At 60.7% G+C, this 19088-nt stretch carries 19 protein-coding genes; 12 read left to right on the top strand and 7 right to left on the bottom strand.

The annotated features are described in order from the left end of the window. Positions 1–31: 31 nt before the first annotated feature. Complete coding sequence (locus RA21_RS06540; RefSeq protein ID WP_039147440.1) at positions 32–514, bottom strand: DUF3576 domain-containing protein; 483 nt, start codon at positions 512–514, stop codon at positions 32–34. A 310-nt stretch (positions 515–824) separates the two neighbouring features. Here RA21_RS06540 and RA21_RS06535 point away from each other — a divergent pair, with 310 nt between their 5' ends. Continuing rightward, entirely contained in the window at positions 825–1832 is a 1008-nt protein-coding gene (locus tag RA21_RS06535) for a porin (RefSeq protein ID WP_039147439.1), read from the top strand. A 123-nt stretch (positions 1833–1955) separates the two neighbouring features. Further along, positions 1956–2606 carry a YggS family pyridoxal phosphate-dependent enzyme gene (locus RA21_RS06530; protein ID WP_039147437.1) on the top strand — a complete coding sequence of 217 codons (651 nt, stop codon included), beginning with the start codon at positions 1956–1958 and terminating at the stop codon, positions 2604–2606. Between the two features lie 54 nt (positions 2607–2660). Here the strand turns inward: RA21_RS06530 and RA21_RS06525 are convergent, their stop codons facing one another. Both RA21_RS06525 and ribA read right to left on the bottom strand, forming a co-directional pair. Next, on the bottom strand, positions 2661–3170 hold the full coding sequence (locus RA21_RS06525) for a L,D-transpeptidase family protein (protein WP_039147436.1): 510 nt from the start codon (positions 3168–3170) through the stop codon (positions 2661–2663). Then, positions 3170–4258, bottom strand: a complete 1089-nt coding sequence (gene ribA / locus RA21_RS06520) for a GTP cyclohydrolase II (protein ID WP_019297624.1) — start codon at positions 4256–4258, stop codon at positions 3170–3172. The genes RA21_RS06525 and ribA overlap by 1 nt, the downstream gene beginning before the upstream one ends. Before the next feature lie 173 nt (positions 4259–4431). On the opposite strand from ribA, the gene RA21_RS06515 reads away from it, so the two are divergent. Both RA21_RS06515 and RA21_RS06510 read left to right on the top strand, forming a co-directional pair. Then, the gene (locus RA21_RS06515; RefSeq protein WP_019297625.1) at positions 4432–5118 is read left to right on the top strand and encodes a response regulator transcription factor; all 687 of its coding nucleotides are present in this window, start codon (positions 4432–4434) and stop codon (positions 5116–5118) included. A gap of 222 nt (positions 5119–5340) precedes the next feature. Next, positions 5341–6129 (top strand): exodeoxyribonuclease III, encoded by a 789-nt coding sequence (locus tag RA21_RS06510; RefSeq protein ID WP_019297626.1) that lies wholly within the window; start codon positions 5341–5343, stop codon positions 6127–6129. Between the two features lie 66 nt (positions 6130–6195). On the opposite strand, the gene RA21_RS06505 is transcribed toward RA21_RS06510, so the two are convergent. Further along, the gene (locus tag RA21_RS06505) at positions 6196–6717 is read right to left on the bottom strand and encodes a DUF6653 family protein (RefSeq protein WP_039147435.1); all 522 of its coding nucleotides are present in this window, start codon (positions 6715–6717) and stop codon (positions 6196–6198) included. Between the two features lie 74 nt (positions 6718–6791). On the opposite strand from RA21_RS06505, the gene RA21_RS06500 reads away from it, so the two are divergent. From RA21_RS06500 to RA21_RS06490, 3 genes are read left to right on the top strand one after another with little or no spacing between them, the layout of a single operon-like run. Further along, positions 6792–7718 carry a tetratricopeptide repeat protein gene (locus RA21_RS06500; RefSeq protein ID WP_039147434.1) on the top strand — a complete coding sequence of 309 codons (927 nt, stop codon included), beginning with the start codon at positions 6792–6794 and terminating at the stop codon, positions 7716–7718. 27 nt (positions 7719–7745) lie between these two features. After that, complete coding sequence (locus RA21_RS06495; RefSeq protein WP_019297629.1) at positions 7746–8390, top strand: LON peptidase substrate-binding domain-containing protein; 645 nt, start codon at positions 7746–7748, stop codon at positions 8388–8390. Next, positions 8387–8575, top strand: a complete 189-nt coding sequence (locus RA21_RS06490) for a Trm112 family protein (protein WP_029204960.1) — start codon at positions 8387–8389, stop codon at positions 8573–8575. Before RA21_RS06495 ends, RA21_RS06490 begins: the two co-directional genes overlap by 4 nt. A 24-nt stretch (positions 8576–8599) precedes the next feature. Here the strand turns inward: RA21_RS06490 and RA21_RS06485 are convergent, their stop codons facing one another. Beyond that, the gene (locus RA21_RS06485; RefSeq protein ID WP_039147433.1) at positions 8600–9826 is read right to left on the bottom strand and encodes an FAD-dependent monooxygenase; all 1227 of its coding nucleotides are present in this window, start codon (positions 9824–9826) and stop codon (positions 8600–8602) included. 110 nt (positions 9827–9936) lie between these two features. On the opposite strand from RA21_RS06485, the gene RA21_RS06480 reads away from it, so the two are divergent. From RA21_RS06480 to RA21_RS06465, 4 genes are all read left to right on the top strand, one after another. After that, positions 9937–11268, top strand: a complete 1332-nt coding sequence (locus RA21_RS06480; RefSeq protein ID WP_039147797.1) for an amidase — start codon at positions 9937–9939, stop codon at positions 11266–11268. Between the two features lie 109 nt (positions 11269–11377). Further along, positions 11378–12556: an aminotransferase class I/II-fold pyridoxal phosphate-dependent enzyme gene (locus RA21_RS06475; RefSeq protein ID WP_019297633.1), complete on the top strand. Its 1179-nt coding sequence runs from the start codon at positions 11378–11380 to the stop codon at positions 12554–12556. A 115-nt stretch (positions 12557–12671) separates the two neighbouring features. Continuing rightward, positions 12672–15695: a DNA translocase FtsK gene (locus RA21_RS06470; RefSeq protein ID WP_039147429.1), complete on the top strand. Its 3024-nt coding sequence runs from the start codon at positions 12672–12674 to the stop codon at positions 15693–15695. A gap of 79 nt (positions 15696–15774) precedes the next feature. Then, positions 15775–16359, top strand: a complete 585-nt coding sequence (locus RA21_RS06465; protein ID WP_039147426.1) for a LolA family protein — start codon at positions 15775–15777, stop codon at positions 16357–16359. A gap of 17 nt (positions 16360–16376) precedes the next feature. Here the strand turns inward: RA21_RS06465 and RA21_RS06460 are convergent, their stop codons facing one another. Then, positions 16377–17765 (bottom strand): alpha/beta fold hydrolase, encoded by a 1389-nt coding sequence (locus RA21_RS06460; protein WP_019297636.1) that lies wholly within the window; start codon positions 17763–17765, stop codon positions 16377–16379. A gap of 62 nt (positions 17766–17827) precedes the next feature. Further along, complete coding sequence (locus tag RA21_RS06455) at positions 17828–18415, bottom strand: transglycosylase SLT domain-containing protein (RefSeq protein WP_019297637.1); 588 nt, start codon at positions 18413–18415, stop codon at positions 17828–17830. A 332-nt stretch (positions 18416–18747) separates the two neighbouring features. Here RA21_RS06455 and hspQ point away from each other — a divergent pair, with 332 nt between their 5' ends. Next, the gene (hspQ, locus tag RA21_RS06450; RefSeq protein WP_039147423.1) at positions 18748–19074 is read left to right on the top strand and encodes a heat shock protein HspQ; all 327 of its coding nucleotides are present in this window, start codon (positions 18748–18750) and stop codon (positions 19072–19074) included. The last annotated feature ends 14 nt before the right edge of the window (positions 19075–19088 follow it).

Genomic DNA, 19088 nt, shown 5'->3' with positions numbered 1-19088 from the left:
GGTTTGGCTGGCGTTTCCAGAGGGCGCGGGGTCAGAGTTTCTTGTCTGCAATCCGCAGCTGGCGCGCGCGGGACAGAATCGCGTCCTCGACAGCGCGAGTGGTGCTGGCGCTGACCGGACCGCCCTTGGACTGCAGCGCGACATTCAGGGAACGCGCGTCCAAAGCCGGGTCCTTGATATGGATCGTCGCCCGATAGGAGCGGCCGCCGCCAGGCGGGGTGCCATAGCCAGTCACGATGACACCAGTGAATGGATCAACCGACTGCACCGGAAGGAAGCTCAGCACATCCAGGCTGGCCGTCCAAAGGTAGCGGTTCACCTGCACAGTCTGGTCCGGCTTGGCATTCAGAAAGTCAAAGACGGAGGACTTGGTGGCAGCACCCTGCACCTCTTCCTTGTGGCTAGTTGTCCGGGCCGTGCTTGCTGGTGCTTTTCCGCCCCGGCCGCCGCAAGCCGCGAGGCTGAGACAGATCGCGCTGATCACTGTTACCCGCAGGGTCTTTCCGTATTTCATAACCGCTCCCGGAGCCAATTTCTGCGCGAACACCTAACGCAAGCCGCGCCGGCTGAGCAAGGGCTTTGGCTTCTATGACTCTGCTCCTGTGAGGCATTTTCGGGTTAACCAGCTTGCTTGCGTGCGGATCAGGGCCGTTTCCGGCGCTCGAACGGGGCGGACTGTGGCAAAGCTGCACCATCCCGGACCGCATCGTTTCACCTGACTTTCCCAAGCCTTGCCAAAACGGGGGTGAAAGAGCGAAACCCCTTGGCATACCCACGCCGGATTCCCCGGTTTGGGCATAGGATTAGAAAACCGAGGGAAAAACATGAAAAAGGTTCTCTTCGCGACTACCGCGCTGATCGCCACCGCAGGCATGGCCGCGGCAGAAGTCAAAGTGTCCGGCTATGGCCGCTTTGGTCTGGACTGGAACGAAGCAAACGACGTTGTTGCCGGCCGTTCCGACACCAACATCACCAGCCGTTTCCGTCTGCAGTTCGACGCGTCGACCGAAACCGACGGCGGCGTGACCGTTGGCGGCCGTATCCGTGCCCAGGCTGAAAGCCGTGACGGCACTCCGGGCACCGCAGCATGGTCCGCACCGCAGTTCCACGTCGCATACGGCGGCCTGCGTGTGAACGTTGGCAACATCTGGGGCGCGATCGACTCCGCACCGGGTCTGTACCTGAACACCACCTCCGTTGGCACCGGCATCGACGGCATGGGCTTCAACTCCCTGGCCATCGGTAACAACTTCAACTGGGATACCTTCACCTCCGCAGGTGCCGGCCGTAACGGCATTGAAGCCATCTACTCCGCTGGCGGCTTCACCGGCCATGTGTCCTACTCGCAGTCCAACGGCGGCACCGTTGCCGGTTCCGCACAGGGCCTGGAGCGCACCGCAATCATGCTGAGCTACTCCTTCGGTGACTACTTCGTGACCGGTGCGTACCAGTCCGAAGACAATGGCGCCATTGTGACCAAAGCTTCCGGTGCCACCGAGAGCTCCGGTGACGGCATGGGCTTCTTTGCTGTCGGCGGTGACTTCGGCCAGTTCGGCGCAACTCTGTCCTACGGCACCACCGAAACAGCTGACTCTGTGACTCTGGCGGGTGAAGCTGAAATCGGCGCAGCCTCGACCATCGTTGCTTGGGTGAACTCCACTGACATCGAAACCGACGTTGTTGCCGGCATGGACCGCACCGACGGCACCGCCTTCGGCATCAACTACGAGTATGACCTCGGCGGCGGCGTGACCTTCGTTGCTGGCTACGTTCAGACCGCAGCTGCGACCAACGAAAACTCCCTGCAGGCAGGTCTGCACTTCAGCTTCTAAGCTGAAGCACGCCTAGCGTGACTTTCGGGGCGGGTTCCTTCGGGATCCGCCCTTTTCTTTTGCCCCTTAACATTTCCAGCCAAACAGTGTTTTTTGCGGCCAAACAGTGATGAGGCCGGACCCATGCCGCTTGCAGAGATTAAATCCAGAATTGCCAAGGCCGAGAGCAAGGCAGGGCGCGCTCCGGGCAGCGTGCAGCTGATTGCGGTGTCCAAGGTGCAGCCGAACGAGCGGGTGCAGGCGGTGCTGGAGGAAGGCCATCGTTGCTTTGGCGAGAACAAGGTGCAGGAAGCGGCCGGAAAATGGCCGGGGTTCGCCGAGCAGTTCGACGGAATTGATCTGCACCTGATCGGCCCCTTGCAAACCAACAAGGCGCGCCAGGCGATGGAGCTGTTCAACAGCATTCATTCAGTGGACCGTCCAAAGCTGGCCAATACAATCGCCCGGCTGGCGCAGGAACTGGGGAAATGCCCGGACCTTTTTGTGCAGGTGAATACCGGCGAAGAAGAGCAGAAGGCTGGCGTGATGCCGGCCGATGCAGATTCATTTATCTCCGAGTGCCGCACGCTGGACTTGCCGGTTAAAGGCTTGATGTGCATCCCGCCGGTGGATGAAGAGCCGAGTCTGCATTTCGCGCTGCTGGCCAAGATCGCCGAGCGCAACGGCTTGCAAGGTCTCTCGATGGGTATGAGTGGAGATTTCGAGTCAGCAATTGCCCTTGGTGCAACGCACGTTCGGGTCGGGTCGGCAATTTTCGGCGACCGCACCTACTGAGTTATAAAAGTTCTCAGAACACTTTTGCCAAGACATTGAAAGGCCGGGGTTGCTTCAAGTCCCGGCCAGTTCTGGAACTATGACCCGTGTGCCAATTTGAACCCGGGCGGCGAGCCAATGGAGGTCCTGTCTGGAAAAGGCGACACACCCTTCGGTGGGGTAACCGGGGCGGCGCCACTGATGGATGAAAATGGCCGACCCTCTGCCTGGAATGGCATCCGGCCAGTTCCAGTCGGTAATCAGAACCAGATCGTACAGCGGATCTGCCCTGCGCAGTTTTTCATGACTGAAACCGTAGGGAGCCCGCACTTGCAGATTGTAGCTGCAATGGCGGGGATCATCCGACCATAAATCCCTGGGACCGATGGGTTTTGCCCATTGCGCCGGCCGGGACAAGCGATCCGGGCGGTAGAACATTGCAGCGATTCTGTGCGTGCCGACCGGCGTTGCGCCGTCGCCTTCACGCTTGTTGCCTGACAGCCCGCCCTTACCGATTGCGCAGGGCAATACACGGCCCATAAACCGGACGCCGGCCCGGGTCAGGACAAGATCCGCAGGAGTCATTACAGCATGTGTCCTGACTTGCGGGCTTTAGTGGCAAGGTAATGCTGGTTATGGGCATTTTCACCAACTTTCAGCGGCACCCGTTCGGCCACCTGAATGCCCGTTTTCTCCATCATGGCGATCTTGTTCGGGTTATTGGTTAGCAGCTTCACCTGTGAAAAGCCCATCTTCTTCAGGATGGCCGCGCCCAGCCGGAAATCCCGCTCGTCATCCTCAAAGCCCAGTCGGTGGTTGGCTTCCACTGTGTCAAAGCCCTGATCCTGCAGCGAATAGGCCCGCATCTTATTGGCCAAGCCGATGCCGCGGCCCTCCTGGTTGAGGTACAAAAGTACGCCTGCGCCTTCGGTGCCCATCTGTGCCAGTGCGCCGTGCAGCTGCGGACCGCAGTCGCATTTGAGGGACCCCAGAACGTCGCCGGTGAAACAGGCGGAATGGAGCCGGGCGAGCACCGGTTTGCTGCGGTCGGGGCGGCCAATTTCCACCGCATAGTGCTCCTCAGCGCCATCTTCAGGGCGGAAGATATGGAGCCTGCCAGCTTCGGCGGCCGTCATCGGCAAGCGGGCTGCTGCTACCGGATGCAGCGGAGAGCTTTCGCTCAGCAGCGGTTCAGCTGCCAGTCGTGAAACGGCGGTCAGGCCGTGGGATGCAGCAAAGGCCGACGGATCACTGATGGGCACCAGCGCGGCAGCAGGCAAAAGGCGGGCGGATTTCGCTAGGGCAATCGCCAGCCGGTGCAGGTCCGCGCTGCCGCCGCGCTGGCTGGACAGCGGGCCTTTCATTGGCGTGTTCAGATCATCTGCCGGGTCTGCCAGGGCCAGGATCCAGTTCAGCCCTTCGGTCTCCGGGACGCATACACGGGCGGTGTCCTCGTCGTAAACCCGCGCCTTCAGCGTTTCCGCCCGGCGGGCCGTTAGCGCCAAAGACAACGGGCCCAAAGACCGCATGTCAGACAGGCGCGTCTCAGTCAAAGCTTCCACTGCAATTGCCAGCGCAGCCTCGCGGCCGTCCGTCAATACTACCGGAAGACCCATGCGCAGATCGACCCGGGCGCGGGCCAGCAGTTCGATCATGGTGGGCATCAGGCTCATGCGGGGGTCCTGGTGTTATTTTGTAACAGAAGCTCGCTGTCTTTACGCCTAAATGCAACGGATGTGAAACATTTTCCATGCCATGGACACGTCGGCGTGAGAGTTTTGCAGCAAATCTTGCCGCGGGCGCAAGGGATGCGCATGTGTGGTCAGGAGAACAGGAGGGCGAGCCGATGGCGCAACTGAAGAAAATTCTGCTGGTTGATGACGACGAGGACCTGCGCGAGGCCTTGAGCGAGCAACTGGTGATGACCGAAGACTTCGATGTGTTCGAGGCCGAGAATGGTCAAAGCGCGATGGAGCGTGCGAAGGAAGCCCTGTACGACCTGATTATCCTGGATGTCGGCCTGCCCGATACTGACGGGCGCGAGTTGTGCCGCCTGATGCGCAAGCAAGGCGTAAAAGCGCCGATCCTGATGCTGACCGGCCACGACACTGATGCGGACACGATCCTGGGTCTGGATGCTGGCGCAAACGACTATGTCTCCAAGCCCTTCAAGTTTCCTGTGCTTTTGGCCAGAATCCGGGCACAGCTGCGCCAGCACGAGCAGTCAGAGGATGCTGTCTTTGCGCTTGGCCCATATACGTTCAAGCCCTCGATGAAGCTCTTGATCACAGAGGATGAGCGCAAGATCCGGCTGACGGAGAAGGAAACCAATATTCTCAAGTTTCTGTACCGCTCCAGCGACGGGGTGGTGCCGCGCGATGTGCTGCTGCATGAAGTCTGGGGGTATAACGCAGGCGTGACGACCCATACGCTGGAAACACACATCTACCGCCTGCGGCAGAAAATTGAGCCTGATCCCTCGAATGCACGCCTGCTGGTGACAGAATCTGGCGGCTACCGCTTAGTTGCCTGATGCGGCTGGCGTTGAGCCAGATCAAAGAGGGACCTGAGGTTCATATTTAGAGTAACCCCGAACCCGCGCATATCCGGGTCACGATATGCACCTCCCTGTTGGACTTGGCCGGGCTGCCTGCCCGGCCTTTTTTGTAAGGGCTGCCTGCAAAACGTCTCTGGCGCTTCCAGCCCCGCGCAGGCAGTATCGCCGCTGAACCCGGATCACATGACGAGGCGCGCGATGCCATTTACTCTTGCCACCTGGAACATCAACTCTGTCCGCCTGCGCGAGCCGATTGTGCAGAAGCTTTTGCAGGAGGAAGGGCCGGATGTGCTGTGTCTTCAAGAGTGCAAGAGCCCGGTGGAGAAGATCCCGATGGAGGGTTTTGCGGCGTTGGGATATACGCACATGATTGCCCGTGGCCAGAAGGGCTACAATGGTGTCGCGATCCTGTCTCGGCTGCCGATCGAGGATGCCGGCGACAAGGATTTTGCCGGTCTCGGCCATGCCCGCCACGTTGCGGGCCGGCTGGAGAACGGAGTGGTTATCCACAATTTCTATGTGCCTGCGGGCGGCGATGTGCCGGACAGGGAGCAGAACGAAAAATTCGGCCAGAAACTGGATTACCTCACGGACATGCGCGACTGGTTCCACGCGGAGAAGCCTGAGAAGTCCATCCTGGTTGGCGATCTCAATATCGCCCCGCGCGAGGATGATGTCTGGGACCACAAGAAGCTTTTGAAAGTTGTGAGCCACACCCCGATTGAGGTCGAGCATTTTGCTGAAGTTATGGAGGCGGGCGGCTGGTCGGATGTAACGCGGGCAGATATCCCCGATGGACGTCTTTACAGCTGGTGGAGCTACCGGGCCAAGGATTGGGATGCCGCCGACAAAGGGCGCAGGCTCGACCACGTCTGGGCGACACCTGATATCAGCAACGCAGCCCACTCCAGCCGAATTTTGCGAACTGCCCGCGGTTGGGAAAAGCCCAGCGACCATGCTCCGGTTTTTGCAACCTTCGATCTGTGACAGTTGGGCATGGTACTGCGCTGACGTTCTGTGCCGCTCCTTCAGCGGGGGCGTAAGCAGTCTGGGTCAGCGCAGCCATCGTGCGTAGTCGGGATGTTTATCCTGCATGTCCTGATACAGCCAGGCCATCCGGTCCACGAACCACAGCTTGCCGCCAAGCATCAAAACCAGCCCGGCCAGAGCGGTTCCCGGGTTCAAAGCCCACAGGCCGTGAACCCAAGGAATCACGCCGGCGCCTGAAGCCAAGGCGAGACCCTTTGCCCACTTTTCGTGATGGGGCGGAATAGGGACGTGTTTCCGGTTTAGAAATACCCGTTCGCCGAATGTGCCGCGAGAGGCCCAATTGTCCGTGCCGGCAGGCCGGGAAAAGGCGCGCGGGTTCCACCAAATCCACGCCAGCACCAGCAGAACCGGCAGCAGAGCACCCCAGCCCAGCCAGACTCTGGACCAGACGGCAAGTGTCATCAGTGGCAGTACCGACATCCGGCTGTAGACGCTCCACGGGTTTGCGTGCCGCGCCCAAGCGGCGTCATCCATCTTCATCAACCGCTCTGATGCAGCGAAGATATCAAACTTGCGGCTGACCATCGGCAAACTCCTCTCTTGGTTTCCGGCGCGCAGGATTCCATATAGGGGGCAAGTTCCTAGCGGAGAACAAACTGATGAGCGAAATTCTTGGCAATGCCGCACCGGCGGATGACCTGATCAAAGACGTGACCGAAGCCACCTTTATGCAGGATGTCGTAGACGCATCCATGAAGGCCCCCGTAATCGTGGACTTCTGGGCGCCGTGGTGCGGCCCGTGTAAGACCCTCGGCCCGATGCTGGAGGCTGCAGTTACCAAAGCTAAGGGTGCGGCCACTATGGCCAAGATCAACGTGGATGAGAACCAGCGCTTGGCCCAGGCGCTGGCTCAGCAGGGCTTGCCACTGCAGTCGATCCCGACAGTTGTGGCCTTCGTGCAGGGCCGCCCCATCGACATGTTCCAGGGCGCGCTGCCGGCGTCCGAAATTGATGCCTTTGTGAAGAAGGTGATCGAAGCCGCAGGCGGCACTGCCGATGGCGGTCTAGGAAAGGCGCTGGAAGCGGCGGAGCAGATGCTGGCCGAAGGCGCGGTGGCGGATGCGGCCCAGACCTTCGCAGCTATTCTGGGTGAGGATGACAAGAATGCTGCCGCCTATGGCGGTCTGGCCCGCGCCCACATCGCGCTGGGTGATCTGGATCAGGCAGAGGCGGTGCTGAACGGCGCACCCGCGGAAATTTCCACTGCAGCAGAAATTGAAGCAGCCCATGCCCAGATCGAACTGGCACGGCAGGCAGAAAATGCCGGACCAGTGGCCGAACTGCGCGCCGCAGTGGATGCCAGCCCGGACGATCTGCAAGCCCGTTTCGAACTGGCACAGGCACTGCATGCGGCAGGCGATGCTGAGGCTGCCGTGACAGAGCTTCTGGAGCTGTTCCGCCGCGACCGCGAGTGGAATGACGGTGCCGCAAAGACGCAGCTGTTCACCATTTTTGATGCGTTGAAACCGAATGACCCGGTGGTGCTGAACGGACGCCGCAAGCTCAGCTCAATGATATTTGCCTAAAACCGGGGTAGCACTACACTCTGTCCCATGATCCAGCCTGCCGATCTGCCGGACACGATTGCCGTGTTTCCCTTGCCCGGGGCGCTATTGTTGCCCCGGTCACGCCTGCCGCTGCACATCTTTGAGCCTCGGTATCTGCAAATGTTTGAAGACACGCTGAAAACGCGGCAGAGGCTGATCGGCATGGTCCAGCCCTGCCCCCCGCCTCACGGCAACGGAGAAGACCTCCATAACATTGGTTGCGCCGGGCGTGTTACCCAGTTCTCTGAAACTGAGGACGGGCGGTATCTTGTCACGCTGTCGGGAGTTTCCCGGTTCCGGATCACCCGGGAGGCCAATGGGTTTACGCCTTACCGGCGCTGTGACGTCAGCTGGGCGGGGTTTGACAGGGATCTGGGCCGCTGCGAGGCGGATGAAACCTTGGACCGGCCCTCCTTTCTGGATCTTTTGGAGCGCTTCTTTTCAGCCCGCAGCCTGTCCACGGACTGGGAAGCGCTGAAGGATGCGGATGACGAATTGCTGATCAACTCGCTGGCGATGCTGCTGGAATTCGACCCTGAGGACAAACAGGCCTTGCTTGAGGCGCCTTGCCTTGCCACAAGGCGGGAAACACTTGTCACTTTGATCGAGTTTGCCCTGCGCGGCGGCTCTCAGGAGGAAACCCTGCAATGACCGAGACACAGGCGCCTGCCTTTGACCGGCGGATGCTGGAAGCACTTGTCTGCCCGCTGACCCAGGCCGTGCTGGAGTATGATGCTCAGGCGCAGGAACTGGTTTCGCGTGCAGCCAATCTGGCCTTCCCGATCCGCAACGGCATCCCGGTGATGCTGGTGGATGAGGCGCGCGAGCTGGACTGATCCGGCCAGCGGCCCCAATTCCCCTTAAATCGCCTGCCCTTTCAGAAGCTTCGGCAGATCACCGGTCAAGCCCGCTGCCTCGCGCACAAAACCGCGGCGCAAGCCGGGGACCGCGCCCGCAAGTCCCATGCCGATATCCCGGCCCAGCCGCAGCAGCGGGTTGTCGTTTGAGAACAGGCGGTTGAACACGTCTGTCGCCGCAGCCAGAGAGGCAGTGTCGAAGCGGCGCCATTGCTGGTAGCGCTCCATCACCAGAGAGGAACCGATGTCCTCGCCGCGCCGGGTGGCTTCGGTGATCACCTCAGCCAGCGCACCAACATCGCGCAGGCCCGCGTTCAGCCCCTGACCCGCAATCGGGTGCATCCCGTGCGCGGCGTCGCCGATCAGCGCTATCCGGTCGCCGATGAAACTGTTGGCGATGGTCAGGTTCAACGGGTAGGTGAAGCGTTTTCCCGCCAGGGAAATCTCCCCCAGGAAATCGCCGAACCGGGGCCGCAGCGCCTGGATGTAATCCGCGTCGTCCAACGCGTGGATCGCCTTGGCGGTTTCGGTCCGTTCGCTCCACACAATAGACGACCGGTTGCCTGGCAGCGGCAGAATCGCCAGCGGCCCGGGCGGCATGAAGAACTGGTGGGCAATGCCGTGGTGCGGTTTTTCATGGTCGATGGCGCAGACCAGCGCGGTCTGGCCATAGTCCCAACCTGTGCGCTTGATCCCCGCCCGTTGCGCGGTGCCGCTGCGGCGCCCGTCGGAGCCGACGAGCACTTGGCCGCGCAGCTCTCCGCCGTCATCCAGAGTGACTGTCACGCCGGTCTGATCCGGCGCCTGTCCGACAACTGTGCGGCCCGATACCAAAGTAATCCCGGGCGCATCCTCCATCGCCTGCAGGAAGGCGCGGCGCAGGAAGCGGTCTTCAACCATGTATCCCATCGGGCCTTCTTCCAGCTCGGCGTGATCGAAGTGGATGAAGAACGGCGATGGCCCGTGGCCCGCGTGGCCGTCCGTTACCTTGATCTCCAGCATGGGCTGCGCGTTGTCCCCGACATGCTGCCAGACACCGGTCTGCTGCAGCAGCCGCTGCGAGGCCAGCGCCAGCGCATAGCCGCGGCCGTCGAAACACTTGTCGGCCAATTTGTCTGGAGTCAGCGAGTCGACCACGGTAACGCTGTGGCCGGTCTGAGCCAGGGCCAGGGCCAGGGCCGGACCATTCAGCCCGCCGCCTACGATCAGGATATCGGACGTATTTTTCATGCCCCGCAATATGCGCCTGCTGGCGGGATTGTCCATGCAGGAAGCGCGGGATTGTGCCTGCGTCCCGCTGCCGCTACCGTCACCGGCAACTGCTAAGGGGAGAGATGCTGATGCAAGACTGGCTGACGATGAGTGCCGCCAATCTGGGACGCGGGATTGCGGCCGGTGAAATCGGCCCGGTGGCACTGACGCGCTGCTATTTGGATGCTATCGACGCGCATCCCCTGAAAGACCGGATCTACACGCAGGTGACCCATGACCGCGCGCTGGCGGAGGCGGAAGCGGCTGAGCAGCGTGCCCGTTTGGGTTTGCGCCGCTCGCTCTTGGATGGGGTGCCGATCAGCTGGAAAGACCTGTTCGACAGCGCAGATACAGCAACCGAATCCGGCTCTGACCTCTTGAAAGGACGGGTGCCGGATCAAGATGCGGCCGTTCTGTCCAATGCAACCCTCATGGGCACGGTCTGCCTCGGCAAAACCCACATGAGCGAGCTGGCGTTCTCTGGTCTGGGCTTCAACCCGGTCAAGGAAACACCGCCCTGTGTGAACGACCAAGACGCCGCTCCAGGAGGGTCGTCCTCCGGCGCGGCAGCCTCTGTGGCTTATGGGCTGGCGGCGGGCGGCATAGGTTCTGATACGGGCGGTTCTGTCCGCATTCCCTCTGCGTGGAATAATCTTGTTGGGCTTAAGACAACCTCAGGCCGGATCACGCTGGAGGGCGTCGTGCCCCTGTGCCTGAAGTTCGACACCATCGGTCCGCTGGCCCGGTCAGTCGAAGATGCCGGGTTGCTGCTGGGCGTTCTGGAAGGGACTGCGGGTCCTGACCTGCGCAATCCTGGCTCCCTTAAGGGCCGCCGTTTCGCCGATCTCCAGAATGTGGCGCAGGACGATCTCGATCCAACAGTTGCCGCCGCCCACTGCGAAACGCTGCAGAGGCTGAGGAACGCCGGGGCAGAGATCGTGCCGCTGGAGGTGCCTGCGCTGGACGAGGCGATGGGCCTCAGCCCTATTCTCTACACGACAGAGGCCTATGGATTGTGGAAGGACGTGATCGAGGCGTCTCCGCAGCTGATGTACGCGGAGATCCTGGAACGCTTCCGCTCCGGTGCGCAGTTCAGCGGCCCGGACTATGTTGCGGCCTGGGCCAAGCTGGAGCAGTGCCGGATGGCCTGGGATCAGGCGGTGGTCGGATTTGAAGCGATCGTCAGCCCTGTCTCGCCCATTCTGCCGCCCAATTTGGACCGGCTGCAGAGCGACCACGACTATTACATCCAGTCCAACCTGATGGCGCTGCGTAACACCCGGATCGGCAACCTGATGGGGCTGTGCGGCCTGTCGCTGCCCACCGGCACCCCCAGCTGCGGGCTGCAGGTGCTGGGGCAGCCGGACTGCGAGGAAGCCCTGCTGCGCACCGGCGCCGCGATCGAGGCTGCCTTGGCCTGAAAGCCACATTCGGCCCATCGGCCGCATCACCGGGTGGACGCGTCCGCCCGCCCCCTGTAACCTGAGGCGCAAACGGGGCGCCAATGATCCCGTGACCGAGGCATAAGATATGGATTTTCCTGAGCGGTTTTCGAACCTGCCAGCCTATGCGTTTCCGCGCCTGCGGGCGTTATTGGATCATCACACCCCTGGCGGGGATGTGGTGCATATGACCATTGGCGAGCCGAAACATGCGTTTCCGGCCTGGGTCACCGATGTCATCGCAGAAAATGCCGCCGGGTTTAACCAATACCCCAACAACGACGGCACGCCGGAACTGCGCGGTGCGATTTCGGACTGGATCAGCCGCCGCTATGGTGTGACCGCTGACCCCGAAACGCAGGTCATGGCGCTGAACGGCACCCGCGAGGGGCTATACAATGCCGCCATGGCGCTGTGCCCGGAGCAGAAGAACGGGAAAAAGCCCGTAGTGCTGATCCCGAACCCCTTCTACCAAGTCTATATGGTGGCGACGATTTCCGTTGGGGCAGAGCCTGTGTTTGTCCCCGCGACCGCGGCAACAGGTCATTTACCGGACTATGAGAACCTGCCAGAGGAAATACTGAACCGAACCGCCGTGGCCTACATCTGCTCTCCCGCGAATCCACAGGGTGCAGTGGCCTCAGGTGCATACTGGAAACGGTTGATTCAGCTGGCCGACAAGTATGATTTCCGCATCTTTGCGGATGAATGCTACTCCGAGATCTACCGCGATGAAGCTCCCGTGGGAGCGCTGACCGTTGCGCAGGAACTGGGCGCCGATCCCGAGCGGGTGGTGCTGTTCAACTCGCTCTCAAAGCGTTCGAACTTGCCGGGGCTGCGCTCCGGGATGATTGCAGGCGGACCGGAGACCATTAAGCGGGTTAAACAGCTGCGGGCCTATTCAGGTGCTCCTCTGCCAGCGCCCTTGCAGGCCGCCGCTGCCAGGGTCTGGGCGGATGAGACGCATGTGGCGGAGAACCGTGCGCTCTATCAGGAAAAATACAAAATTGCGGATGAGGTCTTTGACGGCCTCAACGGCTACATGGCGCCCGAGGCGGGCTTCTTCCTTTGGCTTCCGGTGGAAAACGGCGAGCAGGCCGCGCTGAAGCTGTGGAAGGAAACCGGGGTGCGGGTGCTGCCCGGCGCTTATCTGGCGCAAGGCGCGACCGGCCAGAACCCGGGCGAGACTTACATCCGGGTGGCGCTGGTCGCCCCTGCTGAGGACACCCGCAAAGCGTTGAGCACGCTGCGCGGCTGTCTTTACTGAATTCTGCTGAGCGGCCCTTGGCTGGGGGCCGTGCAGCCAAAACCAAGAACGGACAGGCCCGTGACCCCGCGGTGAACAGCGGGGCAGGGGCAAATGAAACGGAACTGAGGTAGGCATGGCATTTCAAACCCGCAGCCGCGATCCGCTGCTCGACAGCAATATGCAGGCGGCCATTGAAAAGCGTGGCAAGGAACTGATCGGGATTGCCCTGATCCTGGTGGGGCTGATGGTTGCGGCCATGCTGGGTTCTTACACGCCCGAGGACCCGAACTGGACGGTGTCCACCGACGCGCCGGTACAGAACTGGCTGGGCCGCCCGGGCGCTTCTGTCTCCTTTATCCTGATCACCCTTTTCGGCAAGGCAAGCTGGGCGATGCCGCTGTTCTTGTCGGCTTGGGGCCTGCGCTTTGTGCTGCACCGGGGCGAGGACCGCGTGGTCTGGCCGCTTTTGCTGTCGGTGCCATGGCTGCTTGTGGTGGCCCTGCACATGGAGACCCTGAATGCCAGCACCAGCTGGCAGCAGAATTATGACTTCGGCCTTGGCGGCATGGTTGGCTACACTTTCTTGGGCGCGCTGCTGGCGCTGCTGCCGGTTGGCCTGCATTTCATGGTCAAGATTATGTCCCTTCTGAGTGCGGCAGGAATGATTGCGCTCGGCTGCGTGGTACTGGGCTTCACCTGGTCTGAGGTGAAGAAAGGCCTGCACAAGGTAATGGTAGGCCTCATTCTGGGCTATGGCGCAGTTGCTGCTTTGCTTGGCCGAGGTGCCTCCAGTGGGTTGCAGGCCGCGATGACCTACCGCAAGGAGCGGGCCGAACGCGCGGGTTCCGAGGATGAAGATGTCTACGCTAATGCGGGCGCTGATCCGGATATGTTTGAGGACTATCCGGAAGACGCTTATGCAGAAGATTCTTATCGGGAAGAATTTGCAACACCGGCCAAGGGTGGCCTGCTGTCGCGTGTACCGGGCCTAATCCGCCGGGCCGCGCCGGCTGGTGCTGCGTCAGAAGATGTGTATGCGGAAGAAGCGCAGTACGCGGGCGAAGAAGATAGCCTTGCCGATGGCGCCACGGGCGAAGACAGGATTTCACAGAAAATTGCCAACGCCGTGCGGATTCGCCGGGCGGCGGACACGCCGCCGGAACTGGACCCGAACCTGCCGCTGACTAAGGGCCGCGGTCAGCGTCCGGCACCGCTGATCTTCAACCCAGCTGCGGCCCAGGACGGCCTGCCTGTCGAGCCGCCGTTGACTGCTGCGCAAATGGCAGTGACGCCGATGCCGGAAGAACCGCCGCTGTCCTGGCAGGCACCTATGGAAGAAACCTTTGTCCCTCAGGCGCCGGATGTTTCTGCGCAGGAAGAGGACACCCGCAGCGACTTTGATGAGGTTCCTCGGATGCTGACGCCGGACCAGGTGCCGGCCGAAAAGCTCCCAGATGTTGCGGTTCCGGTGCAGGATACGCGGGAAACAGTCAAGGCTCCCGGACCGCGGCTGACCGTTGATCTGCCAGTGGCAGAGCCGCGCAAGGCGGTGGTGGAAAAACCGGTGCGGAAGCCGGTACAGCCTTCAGCACGCGCCAAGGCGGAAGCCCAGCCCAACTTGGCATTTGATGACAGCAGCAGCGATTTTGAACTGCCGCCGCTGAACCTGCTGACCAACCCGGTCAGCATCGAACGCCACCATCTTAGTGATGAGGCGCTGGAAGAAAACGCCCGGATGCTGGAGACAGTGCTGGACGACTATGGCGTGAAGGGCGAAATCGTCTCGGTTCGCCCCGGCCCTGTTGTCACCATGTATGAGCTGGAGCCCGCGCCGGGCCTCAAGGCTTCCCGCGTGATCGGCCTGGCGGATGACATCGCGCGATCCATGTCCGCGCTGTCGGCTCGGGTTTCGACCGTCCCTGGCCGCACGGTGATCGGCATCGAACTGCCGAATGAGAAACGCGAGAAGGTGGTTTTGCGCGAAATCCTGTCCTCCCGCGACTTCGGCGACGGCAACCATGCGTTGCCGCTGGCGCTGGGTAAGGACATCGGCGGCGACGCCATGGTCGCGAACCTCGCTAAAATGCCCCACCTGCTGATCGCGGGTACGACCGGCTCCGGTAAGTCGGTGGCGATCAACACCATGATCCTGTCGCTGCTTTACAAGCTGACACCAGATGAATGCCGCCTGATCATGATCGACCCCAAGATGCTGGAACTTTCCGTCTATGACGGCATTCCGCATCTGCTCTCGCCCGTTGTGACCGATCCGAAGAAGGCCGTCGTGGCCCTCAAGTGGGTGGTGGGCGAGATGGAGGATCGCTACCGCAAGATGTCCAAGATGGGCGTGCGAAATATCGCGGGCTACAATGGCCGCGTGAAAGAGGCGCTGGCCAAAGGCGAGATGTTCAGCCGTACGGTGCAGACCGGTTTTGACGACGATACGGGCGAACCGGTGTTTGAGACCGAAGAGTTCGAACCCAAGGCACTGCCTTATATCGTTGTAATCGTCGATGAGATGGCCGACCTGATGATGGTTGCTGGCAAGGAGATCGAGGCCTGCATTCAGCGTTTGGCGCAGATGGCGCGGGCCTCTGGCATCCACTTGATTATGGCAACCCAGCGCCCCTCGGTCGACGTGATCACCGGCACTATCAAGGCAAACTTCCCGACCCGGATTTCCTTCCAGGTCACTTCAAAAGTCGACAGCCGCACCATCCTGGGCGAGATGGGTGCTGAACAGCTTTTGGGCATGGGCGACATGCTCTATATGGCGGGCGGCGCCAAGATCACCCGCTGCCACGGCCCGTTCTGTTCGGATGAAGAGGTCGAGGAAGTGGTGAACCACCTCAAGCAATTCGGTCCGCCGGATTACGTCGGAAGCGTTCTGGATGGCCCGGATGAGGACAAGGCCGACAATATCGATGCGGTTCTGGGCCTGAACACCGGTGGCAATACCGATACCGAGGATGCCCTCTATGACACGGCTGTTGCCATCGTCACCAAGGATCGCAAGTGTTCCACCTCCTATATCCAGCGGAAGCTGGCAATCGGCTACAACAAGGCCGCGCGGCTTGTTGAGCAGATGGAGGACGAGGGCGTCGTTTCCGCAGCCAACCACGTGGGTAAACGGGAAATTCTGGTTCCCGAACAGTGAGCTGACAAAAAACTGCCGATGCCGGATCCTTGCAGGTCCGGCATCTTCACTTCTGTAGCAGCGTACCTATGTTGAGCCCATGAAACGGATTGCACTTGCGCTTGCGCTGACCCTCATTGCCCCGGCTTCCTGGGCGGCAGAGAAACTGAGCCTTAACGAGATCTCCCGCTATCTGAACGGGATTTCCACGGCGTCGTCGCCTTTCACGCAAATCAATGACGATGGCAGCCTGTCTACAGGCAAACTGTATTTGCACCGGCCAGGGCGGATGCGGTTTGAATATGATGGCAACGGAGGCGGCACTGTGGTGGCCGGCGGCGGTGCGGTGGTGATCCACGACCCGAAATCGAACCAGCCGCCTGAAACCTACCCGCTGAAGCGGACGCCGCTGTCGATTATTCTGGACCGCAGGGTGGACTTGGGCCGGGCCAACATGGTGGTGGGGCACAGCTTTGACGGCACCTCGACCATCGTGCGGGCGCAGGACCCGGAGCATCCGGACTATGGCAGTATTGAGATGATGTTCACCGGCAGCCCCGTGGAATTGCGCAAATGGGTTATCCACGACGGCGCAGGTGGTAAAACAACCGTCATTCTCGGGGCGATGGAAACTGGCGTAAAGCTGTCCTCCAGCTTGTTCACGACTACTGGCCGGTCCCGCTGAACAGCGACTTATCTCTGTTAAGCGTGGCGGTGAATGAAGGGCATAGCCTCGTCAAAGAATTCCTGAAATCCCGGGTGCCCGCCGACCATGCCGTGATTGTTGCCGGGCAGTTCTACAAAGCTGGCACCTGGGATCAGCCTTGCCGCCAGCCGGCCTTCCGAAACCGGCACCGCCCGGTCGCCGCCGCAATGCAAAACAAGGGTAGGGACCCGGACCTTTTCTGCGTGAGGGGCAGCGTCGATTTCCGCGTTCATCTCCACTATGCGAAGCGCATTTTTTGTGTTGGTTGAAAGCCGCTGCAACTCATCGAAGGACTCACCTTCCGCCGCAGTGGCATCAGGAATGTAAGTGGTCGTGAAGAAATGCCGGTAGATGGAATCGGGTGATCCCCAGCCGTCGCGGATCATGTTGTAGCCGATCTGATAGAACCGGTCCGCCTCCGGGTCCTTGCGCCGCATCCGTCCGCGCACATAGCCGCCCAGCAGGATCAGGCATTTGACCCGCTCCGGGTACTGCGCCGCGAACCGCATGGAAAAGGCTGCGCCCTGGCTGATTCCAAACAAGGCAAACCGGTCCAGGCCCGCGGCATTGGCAACGGTGAACATGTCGTCGATCATCCGGTCTTCGGAAATCTCGTCCACCTCCCAATCCGACAGCCCGTTGCCGCGTTGATCAAAGCGGGTCAGGCTGCATTTGCCTGCAAATTCAGCCAGAAACTGACCCCACACAGGGCTTTGCCACTCGTATTCAATATGGTTGATCCAGTTCGGTGCCTTCAGCACAGGCGGCCCGTGACCGATCGTGGTATAGGCCAAATGGGTTCCATCGGGAGAGGAGCAATACTTGACCCTTTGCTGCAGCGCCGCTTCCGGCGGTTCACGTTCGGGACGGGCTTCGGGAACCCACTGCCAAAGCCGGACTGGACGGGAGATGTTCCTGACCCGTTGTGAACCCATGTCGCGGAAACGTTCCCCAAGCTGCCCAGTCACAGTTTCATGCACGATACCAGAGATGCTAATGCCGCCGGGTTCCGCAAGACCTTCCAACCGGGCAGCCACATTGATGCCGTCGCCGAAGATATCCGCACCGTCGAAGACCACATCGCCGATGTTGATCCCGATCCGGTAGCGGATCCTGATTTTCTCAGGCATATCCGCCTCACGGATCGCCATCTCCTTCTGGATCGCCAGGGCGCAACGGACGGCATCATGCGCAGAGGCAAACTCAACAAGCATGCCGTCACCGGTGGTTTTCACTATATGGCCGCGGTGTGCCGCGATCTGGGGATCGATCAGCTCCTTGCGATGGCCTTTCTGCCGCGTCAAAACGCCCTCATCGTCCTCTTCCATGAGGCGGGAGTATCCGGCCATATCGGCGACCAGAATGGCAGCGAGCCTGCGTTCCATACTCTGTGTCCTCCCCCCTGAATGTTAGGGGAGAGGCGTTCAATATCCAGTTTTGGCCCGGGTCACCGGAATTTGCGGCAGGTTGCCAGCTGTGCTTGATAGGTTTGTGCGCGTGCCTCGACCTGGCCTGCAACGCGCATCAGCCAAGCTTTGGATCGGTAGCTTCCTCGGGAGTAGCCGTAGTGGCCCTCATGATAGGCCAGATACTGGTTGCGCGCATCATAAAGAGGGATGCCGTTCTTCTCCAAGCTCTTGCGCATATACCAGCCCATGAAGTCGGTGGCATCGCTGATCCGGTCGCGCTTGGCACGGCGGCGGCCAGTGTCGTGGCGGTAATCGTCCCAAGTGCCGTCCAACGCCTGGCTGTAGCCATAGGCGCTTGATTGCCGGCCTATCGGGATCACGCCCAGAAGGTACTGATGCGGCGTGCGGGCATCACCACGAAACCGGCTTTCGTGATAAATCGTGGCCATCTGCACATGCACTGGAACGCCCCAGCGGCGCTGGGTTGCGCGAAATGCCTTCAGGTATTCAGGCCGCTGCTGGATGATGCTGCAAGCATTGTCCAGATTGCGCGGCGGCGCTTTGTGCCCGCCTCCGCAAGACGCAACCGCCATGAGGAGAACGAGGGCGCTGATAAGTCTGCTCATTGCCTCTGCCCATTTTGTTTTGGGTATGTTTTGCGGCGAGTTTAGCCGATTGCAGCAGGCGAGGAAATCACATTTCCTGAAACGATTTCAGCTGCGGTGGTGAAAAAAATCGGTGATTTCGGGGTGAAACTGCCTGTTCCGCCGTCTGCTACGCGGGGAAAAGTTCCAGCTGTGAGGTTGATCCGCCAGGTCAGTTGCCTGCACGTTTCACGACGGCGTCTCCGGGTACTGTCAAAATGGAGTCCACAGTCTGTTTCCCCGAAAATTTGCCTCAACAGTTGGACATTTCCCCGAAGCGCGCGCTATTTAGAAAAGACGGGGGCATAAAGACCATGATGAGAACACGCGCAAAATACAATCTTGGGCAGGTCGTCCGCCACCGGAAGCATCCCTTTCGCGGCGTCGTCTTTGATGTTGACCCGGAATTTTCGAATACCGAGGAATGGTATGAGGCGATCCCGGAAGACAGCCGTCCCGTTAAGGACCAGCCTTTCTACCATTTGCTGGCGGAGAACGACCAAAGCTATTATGTGGCCTACGTTTCCGAACAGAACTTGGTTGCGGACTATTCAGGAGAGCCTGTTGGTCACCCTGATGTGCCTGAAATGTTCGGAAACTTCGATGGCGGCGCCTATGCGCTGCACTATCAACTGAACTGAATTTTTCAGAGGGG

Source organism: Leisingera sp. ANG-DT, assembly GCF_000813785.1.
In the GTDB taxonomy this organism is placed as follows: Bacteria; Pseudomonadota; Alphaproteobacteria; order Rhodobacterales; family Rhodobacteraceae; genus Leisingera.
Note: the sequence above shows the minus strand (reverse complement) of the source record. Positions and strands in the feature narration are given on the sequence as shown.